General features: G+C 67.9%; 18 protein-coding genes. 12 read left to right on the top strand and 6 right to left on the bottom strand.

Features of this window, described 5'->3' with window-relative positions:
• Positions 1 to 26 precede the first annotated feature (26 nt).
• On the bottom strand, positions 27 to 989 hold the full coding sequence (locus AA983_RS01770) for a patatin family protein (protein ID WP_047310500.1): 963 nt from the start codon (positions 987 to 989) through the stop codon (positions 27 to 29).
• 79 nt (positions 990 to 1,068) lie between these two features.
• On the opposite strand from AA983_RS01770, the gene AA983_RS15340 reads away from it, so the two are divergent.
• The 7 genes from AA983_RS15340 (at position 1,069) to AA983_RS01735 (ending at position 7,126) form a co-directional block, all read left to right on the top strand.
• Positions 1,069 to 1,830, top strand: a complete 762-nt coding sequence (locus AA983_RS15340) for a sulfite exporter TauE/SafE family protein (RefSeq protein ID WP_052946899.1) — start codon at positions 1,069 to 1,071, stop codon at positions 1,828 to 1,830.
• Positions 1,831 to 1,864: 34 nt separating this feature from the next.
• Positions 1,865 to 2,338: a DinB family protein gene (locus AA983_RS15335; RefSeq protein WP_047310499.1), complete on the top strand. Its 474-nt coding sequence runs from the start codon at positions 1,865 to 1,867 to the stop codon at positions 2,336 to 2,338.
• A gap of 19 nt (positions 2,339 to 2,357) precedes the next feature.
• The gene (locus tag AA983_RS01755; protein ID WP_047310498.1) at positions 2,358 to 2,690 is read left to right on the top strand and encodes a YnfA family protein; all 333 of its coding nucleotides are present in this window, start codon (positions 2,358 to 2,360) and stop codon (positions 2,688 to 2,690) included.
• Between the two features lie 100 nt (positions 2,691 to 2,790).
• Positions 2,791 to 3,462 (top strand): CDP-alcohol phosphatidyltransferase family protein, encoded by a 672-nt coding sequence (locus AA983_RS01750; protein ID WP_082128617.1) that lies wholly within the window; start codon positions 2,791 to 2,793, stop codon positions 3,460 to 3,462.
• On the top strand, positions 3,459 to 4,010 hold the full coding sequence (locus AA983_RS01745; RefSeq protein WP_052946770.1) for a VTT domain-containing protein: 552 nt from the start codon (positions 3,459 to 3,461) through the stop codon (positions 4,008 to 4,010). The genes AA983_RS01750 and AA983_RS01745 overlap by 4 nt, the downstream gene beginning before the upstream one ends.
• Complete coding sequence (locus AA983_RS01740) at positions 4,007 to 4,879, top strand: oxidoreductase (RefSeq protein WP_047310497.1); 873 nt, start codon at positions 4,007 to 4,009, stop codon at positions 4,877 to 4,879. Before AA983_RS01745 ends, AA983_RS01740 begins: the two co-directional genes overlap by 4 nt.
• A gap of 153 nt (positions 4,880 to 5,032) precedes the next feature.
• Positions 5,033 to 7,126, top strand: coding sequence for a neutral/alkaline non-lysosomal ceramidase N-terminal domain-containing protein (locus tag AA983_RS01735; protein WP_047310496.1), 2,094 nt, complete (start codon positions 5,033 to 5,035; stop codon positions 7,124 to 7,126).
• Positions 7,127 to 7,193: 67 nt separating this feature from the next.
• On the opposite strand, the gene AA983_RS01730 is transcribed toward AA983_RS01735, so the two are convergent.
• Positions 7,194 to 8,132, bottom strand: coding sequence for an alpha/beta fold hydrolase (locus AA983_RS01730; protein WP_052946768.1), 939 nt, complete (start codon positions 8,130 to 8,132; stop codon positions 7,194 to 7,196).
• A gap of 29 nt (positions 8,133 to 8,161) precedes the next feature.
• On the opposite strand from AA983_RS01730, the gene AA983_RS01725 reads away from it, so the two are divergent.
• The 5 genes from AA983_RS01725 to AA983_RS01705 all read left to right on the top strand — a co-directional run bounded on the left by AA983_RS01725 (position 8,162) and on the right by AA983_RS01705 (position 13,966).
• The gene (locus AA983_RS01725) at positions 8,162 to 9,340 is read left to right on the top strand and encodes an NAD(P)/FAD-dependent oxidoreductase (protein WP_082128616.1); all 1,179 of its coding nucleotides are present in this window, start codon (positions 8,162 to 8,164) and stop codon (positions 9,338 to 9,340) included.
• 265 nt (positions 9,341 to 9,605) lie between these two features.
• The gene (gene dnaK / locus AA983_RS01720; RefSeq protein WP_047310495.1) at positions 9,606 to 11,486 is read left to right on the top strand and encodes a molecular chaperone DnaK; all 1,881 of its coding nucleotides are present in this window, start codon (positions 9,606 to 9,608) and stop codon (positions 11,484 to 11,486) included.
• 162 nt (positions 11,487 to 11,648) lie between these two features.
• The gene (locus tag AA983_RS01715) at positions 11,649 to 12,299 is read left to right on the top strand and encodes a nucleotide exchange factor GrpE (RefSeq protein WP_047310494.1); all 651 of its coding nucleotides are present in this window, start codon (positions 11,649 to 11,651) and stop codon (positions 12,297 to 12,299) included.
• A gap of 168 nt (positions 12,300 to 12,467) precedes the next feature.
• The gene (locus AA983_RS01710) at positions 12,468 to 13,490 is read left to right on the top strand and encodes a DnaJ C-terminal domain-containing protein (protein ID WP_047310493.1); all 1,023 of its coding nucleotides are present in this window, start codon (positions 12,468 to 12,470) and stop codon (positions 13,488 to 13,490) included.
• Complete coding sequence (locus AA983_RS01705; RefSeq protein ID WP_369798721.1) at positions 13,487 to 13,966, top strand: heat shock protein transcriptional repressor HspR; 480 nt, start codon at positions 13,487 to 13,489, stop codon at positions 13,964 to 13,966. Before AA983_RS01710 ends, AA983_RS01705 begins: the two co-directional genes overlap by 4 nt.
• A gap of 112 nt (positions 13,967 to 14,078) precedes the next feature.
• Here the strand turns inward: AA983_RS01705 and AA983_RS01700 are convergent, their stop codons facing one another.
• The 4 genes from AA983_RS01700 to AA983_RS01685 all read right to left on the bottom strand — a co-directional run bounded on the left by AA983_RS01700 (position 14,079) and on the right by AA983_RS01685 (position 17,521).
• Positions 14,079 to 15,065 carry an IS481 family transposase gene (locus AA983_RS01700; RefSeq protein ID WP_047310492.1) on the bottom strand — a complete coding sequence of 329 codons (987 nt, stop codon included), beginning with the start codon at positions 15,063 to 15,065 and terminating at the stop codon, positions 14,079 to 14,081.
• Positions 15,066 to 15,206: 141 nt separating this feature from the next.
• A complete protein-coding gene (locus AA983_RS01695; RefSeq protein ID WP_047310491.1) occupies positions 15,207 to 15,593 on the bottom strand; it encodes a VOC family protein in 387 nt (128 codons plus the stop codon).
• A gap of 10 nt (positions 15,594 to 15,603) precedes the next feature.
• Positions 15,604 to 16,401 (bottom strand): AraC family transcriptional regulator, encoded by a 798-nt coding sequence (locus tag AA983_RS01690; RefSeq protein ID WP_047310490.1) that lies wholly within the window; start codon positions 16,399 to 16,401, stop codon positions 15,604 to 15,606.
• Between the two features lie 286 nt (positions 16,402 to 16,687).
• Positions 16,688 to 17,521, bottom strand: a complete 834-nt coding sequence (locus tag AA983_RS01685; RefSeq protein WP_047310489.1) for an SGNH/GDSL hydrolase family protein — start codon at positions 17,519 to 17,521, stop codon at positions 16,688 to 16,690.
• Positions 17,522 to 17,547 lie beyond the last annotated feature (26 nt).

Below are 17,547 nucleotides of genomic sequence, written 5' to 3'. Positions count from 1 at the left end.
GTCGTCTGGGGGCCGTCTGGAGCGGGTCAGTGGGGCCCGTGCGAGGCTTCCGAGGTGGAGGAGCGCGCGATGTCTGCCTCGTCGAGCAGATCGGCCATGATGCGCCGGCCGTCCTCGACGGCGCGGCGCTGAACGTCCTCAGCCCGGCCGACGACGGAGATGCGCGCCACGTCGGCGGGTGGTGAGACCTGCAGGATGCGCGGGTCGTCGTACATGAGCGACTCGAGCTCCACCTTGCGTTCCGCGCGACGCTTCCACGCGCCGGCCGAACCGGGCGCGTGCCGCGTCATCCACCGCGCCACGAGCTGACGTTCGATGCGCTTGTCCGGGGAGATCTCCAGGGACGGCGCCTTCGTACGAAGCACCAGCACGTGCGTCGCACCCTGCTCGAGGGCGGTCTCGATCGGCACGTTCTCGCTGATGCCGCCGTCGATGTACAACTCCCCGTCGATCTCGACGGGCGGCCCGCCCAACACGGGCAGACGGGCCGTGGCCCGCATGGCGTTCTGCAAACTCGCCTTGTCGTGGATCGTGTTCACGAGGTCGACCGATTCGCCCGTCGCTGCGGCCGTGGCGATGGGGTGGTACTCGACGTCGCTGGCGAGAATCTCCTCGAAGCCCATGGGCGTGACGTTCTCGTACAGGTCGTAGACGATGACGTCGGTGTCGACGACCGGCTTGCCGCGCAACGCGTTGCGCGGTCGGATGGTGGCGTTCATGCTCTCGGGAGCCCACCAGCCGTGGATGTTGGCTCGCGCCCGCCCGCACACGAGCCAGGCCCCGTTGAGCGCTCCGGCCGACGTTCCGTAGACGGCGTCGACGGCAGGGAGAAGGTCACGCTCCTCCATCTCGGCCACCATGCCCCCGCCGTACGCGGCACGTGAACTGCCGCCCTCGAGGACGACAGCGAGGCGCGCGTCGTCGTCACGCGAGCCGGGCGTGGAGCCGGCCGCCAGTCGCCGCCGGAGGAGATCGAGTACGTCATGCACCGGCTCATTGTGACGACCTCGTCCGTGCCTCACAAACGGGGAATCCTGTGGCGCGCGTCCATCGGTGTTCAATGGTCTCGTGGATCTCACCGTGACGACGCTCGCTGCCGTCACCTGCGCCATCCTCATCGGTGCTGTGCTGCAACGACTCTCGGGTTCCGGCATGGGTCTCGTTCTCGCCCCGACGCTCACCCTCGTCATGGGAGCGGCCACCGGCGTCCTGCTCGCGAACGCGACGACGACCGTCTCGGGGCTGCTGCTCACCCTCACCCTGCGCCGCCAGGTGGATTGGCGCCGTGCCGCCGTCATCTGTGCGTGTGTCGTGCCCGGCGCGGTCGTGGGCGCGCTCGTCGTGAGGGCGGCGTCGGCCGCGTGGCTGCAGGTCATCGTGGGTGCGGCGGTGCTGGGCGCCATCGCGTTCACCGCGCTCGCCGATCGCCTCGGCCGCCTGCCGCACGTCACCCGCGCCTGGCCGACGCCCGTGGCCGGCGTTGTCGGCGGCTTCTTCAACACGGTCAGCGGGGTGTCCGCGCCGGTGCTCGTCATTCACTCGCGCCTGACGCGTTGGGAGCACACGTCGTTCGCAGCCACGCTCCAGCCGATCTTCATGACGATGGGTGCCGTCTCGGTGGCCGCGAAGGTGCTCCTCGGCTCGACGGGCGTCCACGAGTTGCCGCCGCTCTGGCTGCTGCCGTACGTGGTCGTGCTCGTGCTCGTCGGTATCGGGATGGGAAGCGGGCTCGCACGCCACGTTCCGACGGAGCGGGCCAAGGCGCTCGCCATGCTCCTGGCCGGCATCGGCGGCGCGAGTGCGCTCGTGCGCGGCCTGCTCTCGCTCTGACGGAGCCGCTCACGAATCCGGCAGACTTGGGTCCATGGACGAACGCGCGGTGCTCATCGCCTACCTCGAAAAGCAGCGTGGCCACGTGCGTGCCAGCCTCGAGGGACTCGACGACAACGCCGCCCGCGGGGCCCCGCTTCCCTCGGGTTGGAGCCTCCTGGGTGCGGTCCACCACCTCGCGCTCGACGTCGAGCGCTTCTGGTTCCGCTGGGTCATGGCCGGTGAAGGGGTTCGGCTCGCTGACGACGCGTGGCAGGTTCCCGGGCGCGAAACACTCGCGACTGTCCTCGACCTATACGAGCGCGAATGCCGCGCGGCCGACGCCGTCATCGCCGCCATGTCACTGGAAGCACGTCCGCTGCAGTGGCGCGACGCGTGGGGCCCCTGCCACGTCGAGAACCTGCGCGATGCGCTGCTGCACGTCATCACGGAGACAGCCACTCATGCGGGCCATCTCGATGCTGCGCGAGAACTGATCGACGGACGTCAGCACCTCGTGCTCGAGTGACGCCTGAGACGATGCAGGTATGACGATCCTGCGTTCCGTCGCCCTGTTCGCCCTCGCCGCGCTCACCGAGATCGGTGGCGCCTGGCTCGTGTGGCAGGGCGTGCGCGAACACCGCGGTTGGGCGTGGATCGGCGCGGGTGTCGTCTCGCTCGGCATCTACGGATTCGTGGCCACCTTGCAGCAGGACGCGAACTTCGGGCGCATCCTCGCGGCCTACGGCGGGGTCTTCGTCGCGGGCTCGCTGCTGTGGGCGATGGCGCTCGACGGCTTCCGCCCCGACCGCTACGACATCGTCGGCGCACTCGTCTGCCTCGTGGGCGTCGCGGTCATCATGTACGCGCCCCGCGGCTGATCGGGAGGTTGCGAACGCGTCTCGACGCCGCGTGGCGTGCGATTGGGACGTTCGTGCATGTCATGATCGCCTCGTCGCACGCACAGGAGACGAGGTAGGCATGACGCTGGTGGAGCGCTACGGTGCCGACCCCGCCACCGAACGACTCTGGACCCCGGCAACGGTCATCACGTTCGTGCGTACCATCGCCTCCCTCGCGGTGGCGGCGCTCGCCGTGGTCAGACGTGACGAGCACCTCCTGTGGGCGGCGCTCGGCATCTACTGGGTCGGCGACATCCTCGACGGTGCTGTCGCTCGCAAACTCGGATGCGAGACGCGCCTCGGCGCGGTCCTCGACATCCTGTGCGACCGCGTCAACTGCGCGCCCGTCTACCTCGGCCTCGCGTGGCTGCACCACGATTTCGTCGTGCCGATCTTCATCTACCTCTTCCAGTTCATGACGATCGACGCGTTCCTGTCGATCGCGTTCCTCGCCTGGTGGGTGCGTTCGCCGAACTACTTCTTCGAGGTCGACCGCACGATCTTCACGTGGAACTGGTCGAAGCCCGCGAAGGCGGTCAACTCTGCGGCTGTCGTCGTCCTCATGCTCCTCACCGGGTCGATGTGGGTGGGCCTCGTCATCGCGCTCGCGCTCGTCGTGCTCAAGGTCGTGTCGTTGCGCCGGCTCCTCGCGATCGGCCTGCCGATTCCGCCGTTCACCGGCGCAGCGGAGTCGGCGCCAGAGATCGGAACCACCGGAACCAGTGGAGCTGCCGGAACGAGTGATCGGTGACGGCGCTGCTCCTGGCCTTCGGGGTCGGTGTCGCGTCGGCGCTGCTGCCGTTCTTCAACGTCGAGGCGTATCTGCCCGTCATCGGGCTGCGCTCCGACCCTGCGCTGACGGTAGGGCTCGCCCTCGTCGCCGCTGCCGGTCAGACACTCGGGAAGGTCGTCTGGTACGTGCTCGGTGCACGGGGCACCGAGTCGGCGTGGCTGCAGAAGAAGCTCGACAAGGGCAAGCGTCGGGAGACGTACGAGCGGTGGTCGAACCGGCTCACGCAGCAGCCGCTGCTGTCGACCGGAATCATGCTGGCGTCGTCGTTCGTCGGGTTGCCGCCGCTGCTCGTCATGGCGGTCGTCGCGGGCAGCGTGCGCATGAGCATGACGATCTTCCTCTCCACCGTCCTCGTCGGACGACTTGCGCGTTTCTGGCTGCTGCTCGAGGGCGCTTCCGCCCTGTGGCACCTCGACCTGTTGGCCTGCGAGGCCCGTCCCGCCCACCGAAATCGAACGGACGCCACCTTTCGTCGACCGCTTGCGAGTAGTCGAATAGAGCCATGACGACTTACGAACTGGCAGGGCATTCCGTCGCTCGCGTCGGGTACGGCGCCATGCAGTTGCCCGGCCCCGGCGTGTTCGGGCCGCCACGAGACCACGACGAAGCCATCGCCGTGCTCAAGCGCGCGGTCGAGCTCGGCATCAACCACATCGACACGTCGCAGTTCTACGGGCCGAACGTCTCCAACGAGCTCATCCGTGAGGCGCTGCACCCGTACGCCGACGACCTCGTCCTCGTGTCCAAGATCGGTGCCCGCCGCGACGAGCAGGGCAACTGGCTGCCCGATCAGCACCCCGACGCCCTCAAGGCAGCGGTTCGCGAGAACCTCGACACCCTCGGCGTGGAGCGCCTCCCCGTCGTCAACCTGCGCGTCATGCCGAAGGACGAGATGAGCGACCCGGGCACCGAGTACTGCCCGCTCGACGACCAGCTCGCCGCCATGCAGGAACTGGTCGACGACGGCCTCCTCGAGCACTTCGGCGTGAGCAACGTGACGAGGGACGAGGCCGCCCGGGGCATCGCCGCCGGCGCCGTCTGCGTGCAGAACCCCTACAGCCTGCTCGCCCGCGACGACGAGGCCACCCTCACGCTGTGCGCCGAGCGAGGCGTGGCCTACGTGCCGTTCTTCCCGCTCGGTTCGGCCTTCCCGGGCATGCCGAAGGTGACGGAGAACGAGACCGTCAAGGCTATCGCCGAGGAGCGCGGCATCACGCCTTCGCAGGTCGGCCTCGCGTGGCTGCTCGGGCGCTCCGAGAACGTCCTGCTCATTCCGGGCACCTCGTCGGTGGCGCACCTCGAGGAGAACTGCGGTGCGGGCGACGTCACGCTCGAGCCCGGCGACATCGACGCGCTCAACGCCATCGGCGCCTGACCGGTCTTCCGGGCGCCACGTGAGCGACCGCGTCGGGGGACACCCGGCGCGGTCGTCCACGTTTCCGTGACATTTCCCCCTAACTGATCGCACGTCCGGGATAACCTGTGCGGGTCGTTGACGTGTCGTGCGTCACAGAGGAAGGCGAACGGAATGCAGAAGCAGAGCAAGCGGGTCTCGGCGCTCGCGATGATGGGCGCTCTCGCCGTCACGGCGGGTTCGCTCGCCGGGGCTCCGGCGGCGTCGGCCGAGTCGAACGCCCCGTACCTCGTGGGTGCGGGCATCTACGACATCACCGGCGCGGTGGCCGAGACCGGTGCTTTCGGATACGCGGCCAACCAGGAGATGAACGGCCTCCAGGAGCGCCTGTACTCGCACGCCTACGTCGTGGGGGACCCGAAGACGGGCAAGCGTGTCGTCTTCGTCAGCGCCGACGCCGGTGCCATGTTCCAGTCGGTGAAGCTGGGTGTCGTCAACAAGCTCAAGGCCAAGTACGGCAGCCGCTACGTCGACTCGAACGTCATGCTCTCGGCCACGCACACCCACGTCGCCAACTCCGGCCAGTCGCACGACAAGCTCTACCAGATCGCCGGGGCCGACAAGTCGGGCTCCGGCTACGACCAGCGCAACTTCGATGCCATGGTCAACGGCATCGTCGCCTCCATCGAGCGCGCGGACGCCAACGTCGAGCCGGGCAACATCTCCGTGACGAGCGGCAACCTCTCGGGCGCGACGAAGAACCGCTCCGCGAAGGCGTACGAGGCGAACAAGGACGCCGGTTCCTTCGACTCGAACGTCAACGAGACGATGACGGTGCTCAAGCTGACGTCCGCGTCGGGTCAGCCGGTCGGAATGATCAACTGGTTCTCGACGCACCCGACGCAGTTCTCGAAGGACACGACGCACATCAGCGGCGACACGAAGGGCCGCGCGCAATACGAGTTCGAGAAGAAGATGAAGTCCGACCCGACGAAGGCCAAGACCTTCGTCGCGGCGTTCGCCAGCTCGGACGAGGGCGACGTCGTCTCCACGCAGGGCAACTCGAAGTCGGCGCCCGGCTTCGGTGGTTCGAGCGACGACTTCGTCAACACCGAGATCGACGGAATGCGCCAGTACACGCGGGGCGAGCAGCTGTGGAACGGCCCGTCGACCCCGGTAACCGGTCCCATCGACTCCCGTGGGCGTTGGGCCAACTTCGCCGACTACACGGTCAAGGGCGAGTACACGCAGGGCGCCGGTGACAAGAAGCTGTGCAAGCCCGCTCGCGGTTGGTCGTTCGCGGCCGGCGCCGAGAACGGCCCGTCCGACATCCCCGGCATCTACGAGGGCATGACGAAGGGCAGCTTCAGCGTCACCGACAAGTACAACAAGATCGACACCTCGGCCCTCGGGGGCCTCACGCGCTTCGCCCTGGCGTCGCTCACGACGATCCTCGGTGCCGACGACGCGTGCCAGGAGGAGAAGGCCGTGCTCCTGCCGGACGGGAAGCTCGGTATGGCGCCCACGGCGGCTCCGGTGCAGATCCTGCGCATCGGCAACGTCGCGCTCGTCGGTGTTCCCGCCGAGGCCACGACGATGAGCGGTCGCCGTATCCGGGCCGAGGTGAGCAAGCAGCTCGCCGGCACGGGCGTCGACAACGTCGTCGTCGCGGGCCTGACGAACTCCTACATGGGCTACCTCACGACGCGTGAGGAGTACGCGAAGCAGCACTACGAGGGTGCGTCGACGGAGTTCGGCCCGAACCAGCTCGGTGCCTTCCTCCAGGAGTACTCGGGCCTGGCCAAGGCCATGCGTGACGGGACGAGCGTGAGCAACCAGGTCACGCCGACGACGAAATCCGGTGGGGCGTCGCGCGCCGGTGTCGTGCTCGACGACAAGCCGCTCAGCCAGTCGTTCGGCCAGGTGCTCACCCAGCCGAAGGCCTCCTACTCACGTGGCCAGACGGCGACGGCGGTCTTCCGCGGCGGTCACCCGAAGAACGACTTCCGCACGCAGCGCAGTTTCCTCGAGGTGCAGCGCAAGGAGGGCTCGCAGTGGGTCACCTACCTCACCGACCGCGACTGGGACACGTCCTACACGTGGAAGCGCGAGGGCGCCTCATACTCGCGCACGACGGTGGACTGGCGCATCCGGGGCGACGTCCCGGCGGGCACCTACCGCCTTGTGCAGACGGGTGACTGGAAGAACGGCTGGAACGGCAAGGTCTCGCCGTACACCGGAACCTCGCAGGAGTTCACGGTCAACTGACCTGTGGACGCACCTCGGCCCCGCAACGTTCGCCGTTGCGGGGCCGAGCTGTGTTGGTGCGGCTGGTTCAGTCGGCCATGTCGGTGGCGTGGCGTTGGGTGACGATGCCGCGCGCGATGAGCGCGTCGTCGCCGCGCACCATGCCGGCGACGTTCATCGCGACGCCGCGCACCCGCATGGCGGGGTGGCGCGGTTTGCTTGGCGGCTCGAGCTCGCGCACGGCTTCCTCGCCCCCGTCGTGGAGCAGGCAGAGCTTCGCCACCTCGTGCGCGTGGCGGTACATGACGGAGTGCGCGGCGTCGTCGACCTCGACGGCTCGGCCGCGAGGAACGAGCTCGACGAGGCGCTCGGCCCACTCGCGTGGGCAGTTCGCGTCGTGGTCGCCGCGCACGATGAGCGTGTCGGCCTGCACGGCGCCGATGCGCTCCTCGATGCGGTAGCGCATCATGCGAGGCAGGGTCTTGAGGATCCAGCGCGGGCCGCACATCGCGTACGACATCCCGACGAGCACCCGCACCGCGCCCGGTTCGTAGAGCGCGGAGTGCGCGAGGCGAAGGATCTGCTGGGGGATGGTGCGGGCGTCGGCGTCGATGACAGGGCCGATGAGGACGAGCGAGGTGAGCTCGGGGCGGCGGGCGGCGAGCTCCGTGGCTACCTGAGCGCCCATCGAGTGACCAATGACGACGGGGTCGTCGAGGCCGAGGTCGTCGATGACGGCGCCCGCGATCTCGGCGAAGTCGCCGATGTCGAGCGCGCGGTCGCGGTGACGCACCCCGCCGAACCCGGGCAGGTCGATGGCGTGGACCGAACCGGTGGTGTTGAGGTCCGCCGCGAGGCGTACGTAGTAGTTCGAGGCGACGCCGATGCCGGCGAGCAGGACGAAGTCCCGGCCTGCCGGACCCTTGAGCGTGGTGACGCGGGCCTGGGTCGTGCCGCGGCGCACGCGACGGACGGTGACGTTCTCGCCCTGCACCTTCTCGTCGGCAGCAACGGCCTGTGCGCTCACGTGTTCGTCACCCTCTGCATGTCGTCTCGATGGGTGGCCTTGCCGATCGCCCCACTGCCCAAAGAGCCTACCCGGCGGTAATCAGCGCGGCCGGTGACGGCATAAACCGCACGATCGGCGGCGTTCTCGTGTGCGTGATCCACGATTCCCTCGTCATCGGAGCCGGTCAGGGTGGCCTGGCGTCGTCCTATGCGCTGAAGCGGCGGGGCATCGAGCACGTCGTGCTCGACCGCGATTCCGGCCCGGGCGGGGCGTGGCAGCACCGCTGGGACGCGCTCACGATGGACGACGTCCACGGAGTCGCCGACCTGCCCGACTCAACCGCGCCCGGGCGCTCACCGGAGCGGGCGAACGCCGTCATTCCGGAGTACTTCGGTGAGTACGAGAGCGAACACGACCTGCCGGTCGAACGGCCCGTCAAGGTGACGCGCGTGGAGGCGGAGGACGGGGCGCGGCAGGGCCCGCTCGTCCTCACGGCCGACGACGGCCGTACTTGGCGGACGCGGACGCTCGTCAACGCGACGGGCACGTGGACGCGACCGTTCGTGCCTGCCTACCCGGGCGCGTCGAGCTTCGCGGGCGAGCAGTTCCACACCGTCACCTACCCCGGCCCGGAGCACTTCCGCGGCAAGCGGGTGGCCGTCATCGGCGGGGGAGCGTCGGCGGTGCAGTTCATCGGTCAGATCGCCCCGATCGCCGACATCGTGTGGGTGACGCTGCGCGAGCCTGTCTGGCGCGACGGGTTCGACGGCCTCGAGGTCGTCACCGGCATCGAGGAGCGCGCGGTGCAGGGGTTGCCGACGCAGAGCGTCGTCTCGGGTACTGCGCTCAGCCTGCGGCCACAGGAGTACGAGGCGTCGCGGCTGGGCGCCTACGACGGGAGGCTGCCGATGTTCGAGCGCATCGAGCCCGAGGGCTTGCGTTGGGCGGACGGCCGGTTCGAACGGGTCGACATCATTTTGTGGGCCACGGGTTTCCGGCCCGCGATCGACCACCTCGCGCCGTTGCACCTGCGCTCGTCAGCCGGTGGCATCGCGCTCGAGCGGGTGCCGGGCAACGTTCAGGGCGCGACGACGGCCGCGCTCGACCCGCGGATCCACTTCGTCGGCTACGGGCCGTCGGCGAGCACGATCGGCGCCTCCCGCGCGGCTCGTCAGGCGGCCCGGGCGGTGGAGAAGTACCTCGCCGAGGACCGATCGCGAGACTGACGTCCGCGTGCTGCGTTTCGCCCGATCTTGGGAGTTGTTCAGCCGACCGGCCCGCCCCGCCGTCGCGCCGAAAAATTTTCTTGAAAAAATCCTTCGGCACCCGGGAATGATCCACCGCTCACGAAAGTTGAGTCAAGTAAGAGCAACTTTGGTGAGTCTGGGATTGACACTGCAGACCAACCGGAGTTGAGTCAGCATCAGTCAACCTGACGGCTCGGGTCATGCGGCCCGGCGTCGTCGTGAGCAACACGAAGGAGCATCCCTCATGGGTCGCGCAGTAGGTATTGACCTCGGTACCACCAACTCGGCCGTTGCCGTCCTCGAAGGTAACGAGCCCAAGATCATCGCGAACGCCGAAGGCGCTCGCACCACCCCGTCGGTCGTCGCGTTCTCCAAGGGCGGCGAGATTCTCGTCGGCGAGATCGCCAAGCGTCAGGCCGTGACGAACGTCGACCGCACCATCCGCTCCGTCAAGCGCCACATGGGCACCGACTGGAGCACGCAGATCGACGACAAGAAGTACACCCCGCAGGAGATCTCGGCGCGCACGCTCATGAAGCTCAAGCGCGACGCGGAGTCCTACCTCGGTGAGGACGTCACGGACGCCGTCATCACGGTTCCGGCGTACTTCGACGACGCCGAGCGTCAGGCCACGAAGGAGGCCGGCGAGATCGCGGGCCTCAACGTCCTGCGCATCGTCAACGAGCCCACCGCTGCTGCTCTGGCCTACGGCCTCGACAAGGGCAAGGAAGACGAGCTCATCCTGGTCTTCGACCTCGGTGGCGGTACGTTCGACGTCTCCCTCCTCGAGGTCGGCAAGGACGAGGAGGACGGCTTCGCCACCATCCAGGTGCGCGCCACCTCCGGTGACAACAAGCTCGGCGGTGACGACTGGGACCAGCGCATCGTCGACCACCTCGTCAACAAGGTGAAGAGCGAGTCGGGCGTCGACCTGTCCAAGGACAAGATCGCCATGCAGCGTCTGCGTGACGCCGCGGAGCAGGCCAAGAAGGAACTCTCGAGCTCCAGCTCGACGAACATCTCCCTCCAGTACCTGTCCATGGGCGAGAACGGCCCGATCCACGCGGAGGAGACGCTCACCCGCGCGCAGTTCGAGAAGATGACCTCGGACCTGCTCGAGCGGACGAAGCAGCCCTTCGAGAACGTCCTCAAGGACGCGGGCGTCAAGGTCGGCGAGATCGACCACGTCGTGCTCGTCGGTGGTTCCACGCGTATGCCGGCCGTCACGGAGCTCGTGACGAAGCTGTGCGACGGCAAGGAGCCGAACAAGGGCGTCAACCCGGACGAGGTCGTCGCCGTCGGCGCCGCCCTGCAGGCCGGTGTCCTCAAGGGTGAGCGCAAGGACGTCCTCCTCATCGACGTCACGCCGCTGAGCCTCGGCATCGAGACGAAGGGTGGCCTGTTCACCAAGCTCATCGAGCGCAACACGGCCATCCCGACGAAGCGCACCGAGGTGTTCTCCACGGCTGAGGACAACCAGCCGTCGGTCGACATCCAGGTGTTCCAGGGTGAGCGTGAGATCGCCAAGGCCAACAAGCCGCTCGGTAACTTCGAGCTCACCGGTATCGCCCCGGCTCCCCGTGGCGTGCCGCAGATCGAGGTCACGTTCGACATCGACGCCAACGGCATCGTCCACGTCTCCGCGAAGGACCGTGGCACGAACAAGGAGCAGTCGATGACGATCTCCGGTGGCTCCGCGCTGCCGAAGGAAGACATCGAGCGCATGGTCAAGGAGGCCGAGGAGCACGCCGCCGAGGACGCGAAGCGTCGCGAGGAGACCGAGGCCCGCAACACGGCCGAGACCCTCGTCTACTCGACGGAGAAGTTCCTCGAGGAGAACGGCGAGAAGGTTCCGGCTGACGAGAAGTCCGCCACGGAGACCGCGCTCGGCGAGCTCAAGGACGCCCTGAAGCCGGAGTCCGGTGCCTCGGCCGAGGACATCAACGCCAAGGCCACGGCTCTGTCGGAGGCCAGCCAGAAGATGGGCGCTGCGATGTACGCCGCGAACGCCGAGGCCGGCGACGCCGGTGCTGAGGGTGCTGCCGGGGAGCAGCCCCAGTCCGGTGGCGACGACGACGTCGTGGACGCCGAGGTCGTCGACGACGAGGACGACACCAAGAAGTGATGCGGTGACGGGTGGAGGCCGGTGACGGTCTCCACCCGGGCCCTCACATCGTCGAGCCATGGCTCGGCACGAGACGGATCTGCACGGCCGGTGGGCTGCCCACGGGCAGCTCACCGGCCGCTGTGCCACCCGGATCACCCGCGTGGCAGGAAGGAGTCCGACATGACGGACGCACAGAACAACCCCGCACCGGGCGAGGGTGACAACTCGTTCGCCGGCGGTGTCGGCGACGACCTGCCCGGCGGCGAGAACACGAAGAGCGTCAAGGCATCCGAGCAGGACGCGGCCGGCGAGAACCTGCAGCAGCAGGCCGACGAGGCCGAATCGGCGTCGACGCCGGACGAGGTCGCCGGCGAGGCCAGCGAGAGCGTCGAGGAGAACGAGCACCCCGACACCAAGCTCGCGGCCGAGCGCCTGGCCGACCTGCAGCGTCTGCAGGCCGAGTACGTCAACTACCGCAACCGCGTCGAGCGTGACCGGGCTCGCGAGAAGGAGACGACGATCGGTTCGGTTGTCGAATCCCTCATCCCGGTGCTCGACGACATCGAGCTCGCCCGCCAGCACGGCGACCTCACCGACGGCCCGATGAGCAAGATCGCCTCCAAGCTGGAGACGACGCTCGACCGCTACGGTGTCGCCCGCTTCGGCGAGGCCGGTGAAGCGTTCGACCCGAACGTCCACGAGGCCCTCATGCACGTCGAGGCCGAGGCGCCCGAGGGCGTCGATGGAACGTTCGTCGTCCAGGTGCTGCAGCCCGGCTACAAGGTGGGTGAGCGCGTCGTGCGCGCCGCCCGCGTCTCGGTGGCAGGCTGACGCCGAACCACGTCGGCGTGGGGCCGCACGAACCGTTCGGTCCCACGCCACCCCGGGTGAGCGACTCGCTCACCTCGACCACATTCATCTTTCGCACGCGCACGCGATACGCGCCCCCAGCGTCCCGGACGCCGGACGACGCGCCATCACACAGATCAGGAGGTGCGCATGGCCAGTCAGGACTGGTTCGAGAAGGACTTCTACGCCACTCTCGGTGTCGCGCAGGACGCGAGCGAGGACGAGATCAAGAAGGCCTACCGCAAGCTCGCCCGCACGTGGCACCCGGACAAGAACCCCGGTGACGCTGCCGCGGAGCAGAAGTTCAAGGACATCGGCGAGGCTCACCAGGTGCTCGCCGACCCCGAGCAGCGTCAGCAGTACGACGCCGTTCGCCAGATGGCGCGCGGCGGTGCCCGCTTCGGCGGCGGCGGCGCCGGGGGAGCCGGCGGCTTCGAGGACGTTTTCTCCTCGATGTTCGGTGGCGGCGGTGGTGGCGCCCGCACGTATTCGGCGGGTGGCGCCGGTCAGCAGGGCCTCAACCTCGAGGATCTGCTCGCACAGTTCGGCGGAGCCGGTGGTGGCTTCTCCGGCGGAGGGTTCCCCGGTGGGGGCGGCTACCAGCGTCAGGCGCAGCCGCGCGGAGGCCAGGACGTCGAGGCGCGCGCCTCGATCACGTTCCGTCAGGCCGTCGAGGGCGACACGGTGCGCGTCACCGGTGCCGACGGAGCGAGCTTCAACGCGCGCATCCCGGCGGGCGTCAAGGACGGGCAGAAGATCCGTCTGCGCGGCAAGGGCCACGCCGGCAGCTTCGGTGGCCCCGACGGCGACATGATCCTGCACGTCAGTGTGGGCAGCGACCCGGTGTTCGGCCGTGACGGCAACAACCTCACCGTCGAACTTCCCGTGACGTTCGCCGAGGCGACGCTCGGAGCCACCGTCGCGGTGCCGACGTTCGACGGCAAGACCGTCAAGGTGAAGGTCGCGCCGGGCACGCCGTCCGGCCGCAGCCTGCGCGTCAAGGGCCGCGGTATCGCGACGAAGAGTGCCACCGGCGATCTCATCGCCAAGGTGCACGTCGTCGTGCCGACCGACCTGACCGACGAGCAGCGCCAGGCCGTGGAAACACTCGCCGCCGGTGAGGCCGACCCGCGTGCCGACCTCATCGCGAAGGCTCACCGGGACGCGTCGTGACGCCGCGCGAGAGCGGTGGTCTCCGCTCCGGGCAGGCCGACTTCGTGCGTGCCGACCCGTCCAAGCCGGTCTATGTCATCTCGGTGGCGGCCGAACTGGCGGGCATGCACGCGCAGACGTTGCGCCAGTACGACCGGTTGGGGCTCGTCACGCCGGAGCGTTCCGGCGGTGGCGGGCGCCGCTACTCGATGCGCGACATCGAGCAGCTGCGTCAGGTGCAGGAGCTGTCGAGCAAGGGCGTTTCCCTCGCGGGCATCCAGCGCATCATGGAGCTGGAGAACCGGGTCGATGCTCTCACCCAGCGCGTGGGGGAGCTGACCGAGGAGAACCGCCAGTACCGCGAGGCGCTCGATTCGCGCGGTGGGGGCCGTGTGTTCGCTGCGGGGCGTGACGGCATCGTTGCGCTCAAGCCCGGCGAACGCCCCCGCGGCCGCGCGCCGGGCAGTTCGCTCATCCTCTATCGTCCGCGCGGCTGACCTCCGCGCACACGAAGGGCCGCCGATCACCGTGAGGGTGATCGGCGGCCCTTCGTCGATCTGCGGGTCTGGAGGTGCGAACCCTTCAATGAGCTACTGCTCAGCGGGTGGGTTAGGTGTACTGATCGGGGACGTTGATCAATCGTGAGAAGGGCGGCTGGTTCCCGCAGGCTGTATGGGGACGGTGCTGGTTGTAGTAATGGAGCCATCCGGCGAGTTCGCCTCGGCGCTCAGCCTCCGAGGTATAACCCCGGGCGTAGGCCCAGCCGTCGGCCATGGTGCGATGGAAGCGTCCGATCTTGCCGTTGGTCTGCGGCCGATACGGCCTGGTGCGTTTGTGCTTGATCCTCAGCTCAGCGCAGGTGTCGCGCCACAGATGTGAGCGGTAGGCGCCACCGTTGTCGGACAGGACTCGCTCGACCCTCACACCACGGGCCCTGAACCACTCGACCGCCCGGATCAGGACCGCCGTCGCGGTGAGGGCGGTTTCGTCGTCGTGGATCTCGGCGTAGGCGACGCGGGAGTGGTCGTCGATGACGGTGTGGACGTAGGCCTTGCCCATCAACGGATCGCTGTACTTGTTTCGGGGCTTGTCGGGAGTGGCGGCTCTGTTCTTCTCACCTTGCCTGCGCCCTACGTAGCGCCAGCCCCCGCCATCGGGAATGTTCCCGAGCTTCTTCACGTCGACATGCAGCAGGGAGCCGGGATGGTCATGCTCGTAACGGCGGACTGGCTCTCCGGTGGCGCGGTCGACGTGTGAAAGCCGGTTTAGGTGCGCGTGGACCAGGATGCGGTGGACAGTGGACGGGGCGATCCCGAGTCGGCACGCCAACTGCACCGGCCCCTCCCTCAGGCGCAGCCGCAGATTGATGCAGCGCCGAGTGGTCTTCTGACTCGTCTTGTTCGGGGAGCGACGCGGCCGGGAAGACCGGTCTTGCATGGATTCGCTGTCTCGGTAGCGGTCGGCCCAACGCTTGACGGTGGGCCAGGAGACTTGGAATCGGGCGGCGACCTCGCTGATCGGCCAACCGTCGTCAACAACCATGCGAGCGACGATCAGGCGATGCCGTGGGGTGGGCGCCGCGTTGGCGTGGGACATGACTGAGCCTTCCTGGGGGCATGTGCCGCCCAGGAAGGCCAGATGCCGCCGCGGGCGGCGAGATTGTTTGGGTGAAGGGCAACGGGTGTGTGGGACCTCGTGGGCCTTGTCATCAGCCGCCGCCGAGGGCGGCTTCCCGGCTCAGGCTCCCGGGTAGGAATCGATGTTCCACCAGTGGCCATCGAAGTCGGCGACGCATGCGTTGCGGCCGCCGTGAAGTGCATAGTTTGGCTCGGTGACGGTCGATGCTCCGTGTTCCAAGGCCGTGGCGAAGAGGCTGTCGACGTCCTCGTCGCTGGCGACCACCAAGTTGCAGATCCCTGGCCCGTAATGCGGGTCACCGTCCTGAGTAGAGCCGAGCATGATGCCCCCATTGTCGCGCCAGGCAAGTTGCGCATGGGTCACCACGGTCGAGTCATCCGGGTCCCGCACGACCATCGCCGTGGTGAAGCCGATGGCTTGAAGGAAGTTGATGCCTCGATCGGCATCTGTGTAGCGCAGGCAGTGAAACAGCTGTGGTCTCGTCATGGCTACAGCCTTATCCTTGGAGCGCTTGAGCGTCTTGAAGCAATGGGAAATCAGCCCTCGACTGGCGCAGCGTCCATCCCGTCATCGACCTCCATTCTCGGGACAGGTGCGCCTGGTCGCTGTAACCAGCCGCTGCCGCAATGTCCGAAGGAAGGGCGCCGCTCTGGACAAGTTTCTTGGCGTGCTCGAAGCGAGCGATCCGCGCCACCTGCTTGGGCGAGAGACCGGTCTCGAGGTTGAACAGGCTGGAAAGTCGCCGTCTGGACAGACCAACGTCTCGAGCTAGGTCGGCGATGGGGATTGTGCCCCGGGCCTGATGGATCCGCGCCAGCGCTTCGACCATGTCTGCTCGCGGTGTGTGGGGATGCTGCTCGAGCCGTTTGGTGAGGAATGCCGCCAAGAGTTGGAACCGTCCTAGCCAAGTTGACTGCCGCAGCTGGTCGAGCAGGTGTGGGGGCCACTGGAGATCTGTCACATCAACCATCAACCCCGCCAAGGCCCCGGCTGGTAGTCCAAGAAGCCGGCGGGCCGAAAGGGGGTGAATCGACAGTTCGAGTCCCTGCTGGCGTCCCCTCGACTGGATCAAGGCCGGCGCGGTGTGAAGACCGGAAGCCAGTACGTCCAGTAACTGCCGTTCACCGCCATCAAGCCAGCCACAGTCGATGGGTTCTGCGAGCGACAGCACCACCGTGACGCCCATCGAGGGAACCCCGTGATGGACGGCTTCGGTACTGGCGAAGTCGTACCCCACCCAGGAAAGGAGATGGGGCTGCAACCTCTGCGGGATGGATGGCTGCCAGACGGGCATGCCACCAACCCTAGAGAAGCCCGGCTCAGAGAACCGACAGTGATCTGGCGCCCATGGTGGTGTCCGCTACACCCTCGCCAGCCACCCACTGCCATGCCCGTTGCGGCTCAATCAACGTCTCCGGTCAGTACAACTAGGGCTTGGTAGATCTGTCCATGTTGAGACTGGAGCCGAGCGGTAAAGCAGCCTCCAGGGCCTTGTGAAGCTCTGCGCCGCTTCCCCCCAGGCAACAGATCTGGCCCGCGCTGGGCGTTTCTTGCAGGCGCTACGTCGACGGGGAGGCCCGTCAGGCGACGTGTGCCGCGCGCTCGTGAACTTCCATCGCGTCACCGGAGCGGGCGCGGGCGAGGCGCTTCATGCCGTCGGCGGGGCGGATGGGGTCCGGCCACTTCGGTGGCAGCGTGTCGCCCTCGCGCACACCGTTCATCCGTCGTCGCATGAGCGGCACCACCTCGGAAGCGAGCCACCGCCCCTCGGTGCGCAGCGTCTCGCGCCAGTCCGGGCTCTCGAAGGGCCCCAGCTCGGGCAGCTTCAGCGTGTGCGGCACACCCAGCTCGCCGAGCACGTACGCCGCGAGATGCTTGTGGCCCACCTTGCTCATGTGGATGCGATCGAACGCCCACATCCGCCGGTCCTCGAACTCGCGGTACTGCGTGTGATCGATGAGCAGGCACCTGTAGCGTGCAGCGAGCGTCCGCACGGCGTCGTTGTAGTAGACGATCCGACGGCGTAGCGGCTCCAGGGCCGTCGAGATCTTCACGTCGAACGTCGTGAACAGCATGACGTCCGCGCCCGAGGAAACGAGTCGATCCAGAGCGCTCTCGTAGCGATCCATGATGCTGCGCATGTCGGCCCGCACCGCGAGGATGTCGTTGCCGCCTGCATAGAAGGAGATGAGCGTCGGGTTCAACGCGAGTGCGGCGTCGAACTGTTCGTCGACGATCTCGTCGAGGCGTTTGCTGCGGATCGCGAAGTTCGCGTACTCCCAGGAGGAGTCGGCCTTGCCCAATTGGCGCGCCATCCGGTCGGCCCAGCCGCGCACCCCGTTCGGGTACATGAGATTGGCGTCGCCGACGCCCTCGGTGAACGAGTCACCCACCGCCACATAACGTCCGTTCATCGCCGCGAACCTAAGGCCGGCGCCCG

The sequence above is a fragment of the Dermacoccus sp. PE3 genome (genome assembly GCF_001021715.1).
In the GTDB taxonomy this organism is placed as follows: domain Bacteria; phylum Actinomycetota; class Actinomycetes; order Actinomycetales; family Dermatophilaceae; genus Dermacoccus; species Dermacoccus abyssi.
This window is presented reverse-complemented; position numbering and strand designations above follow the sequence as displayed.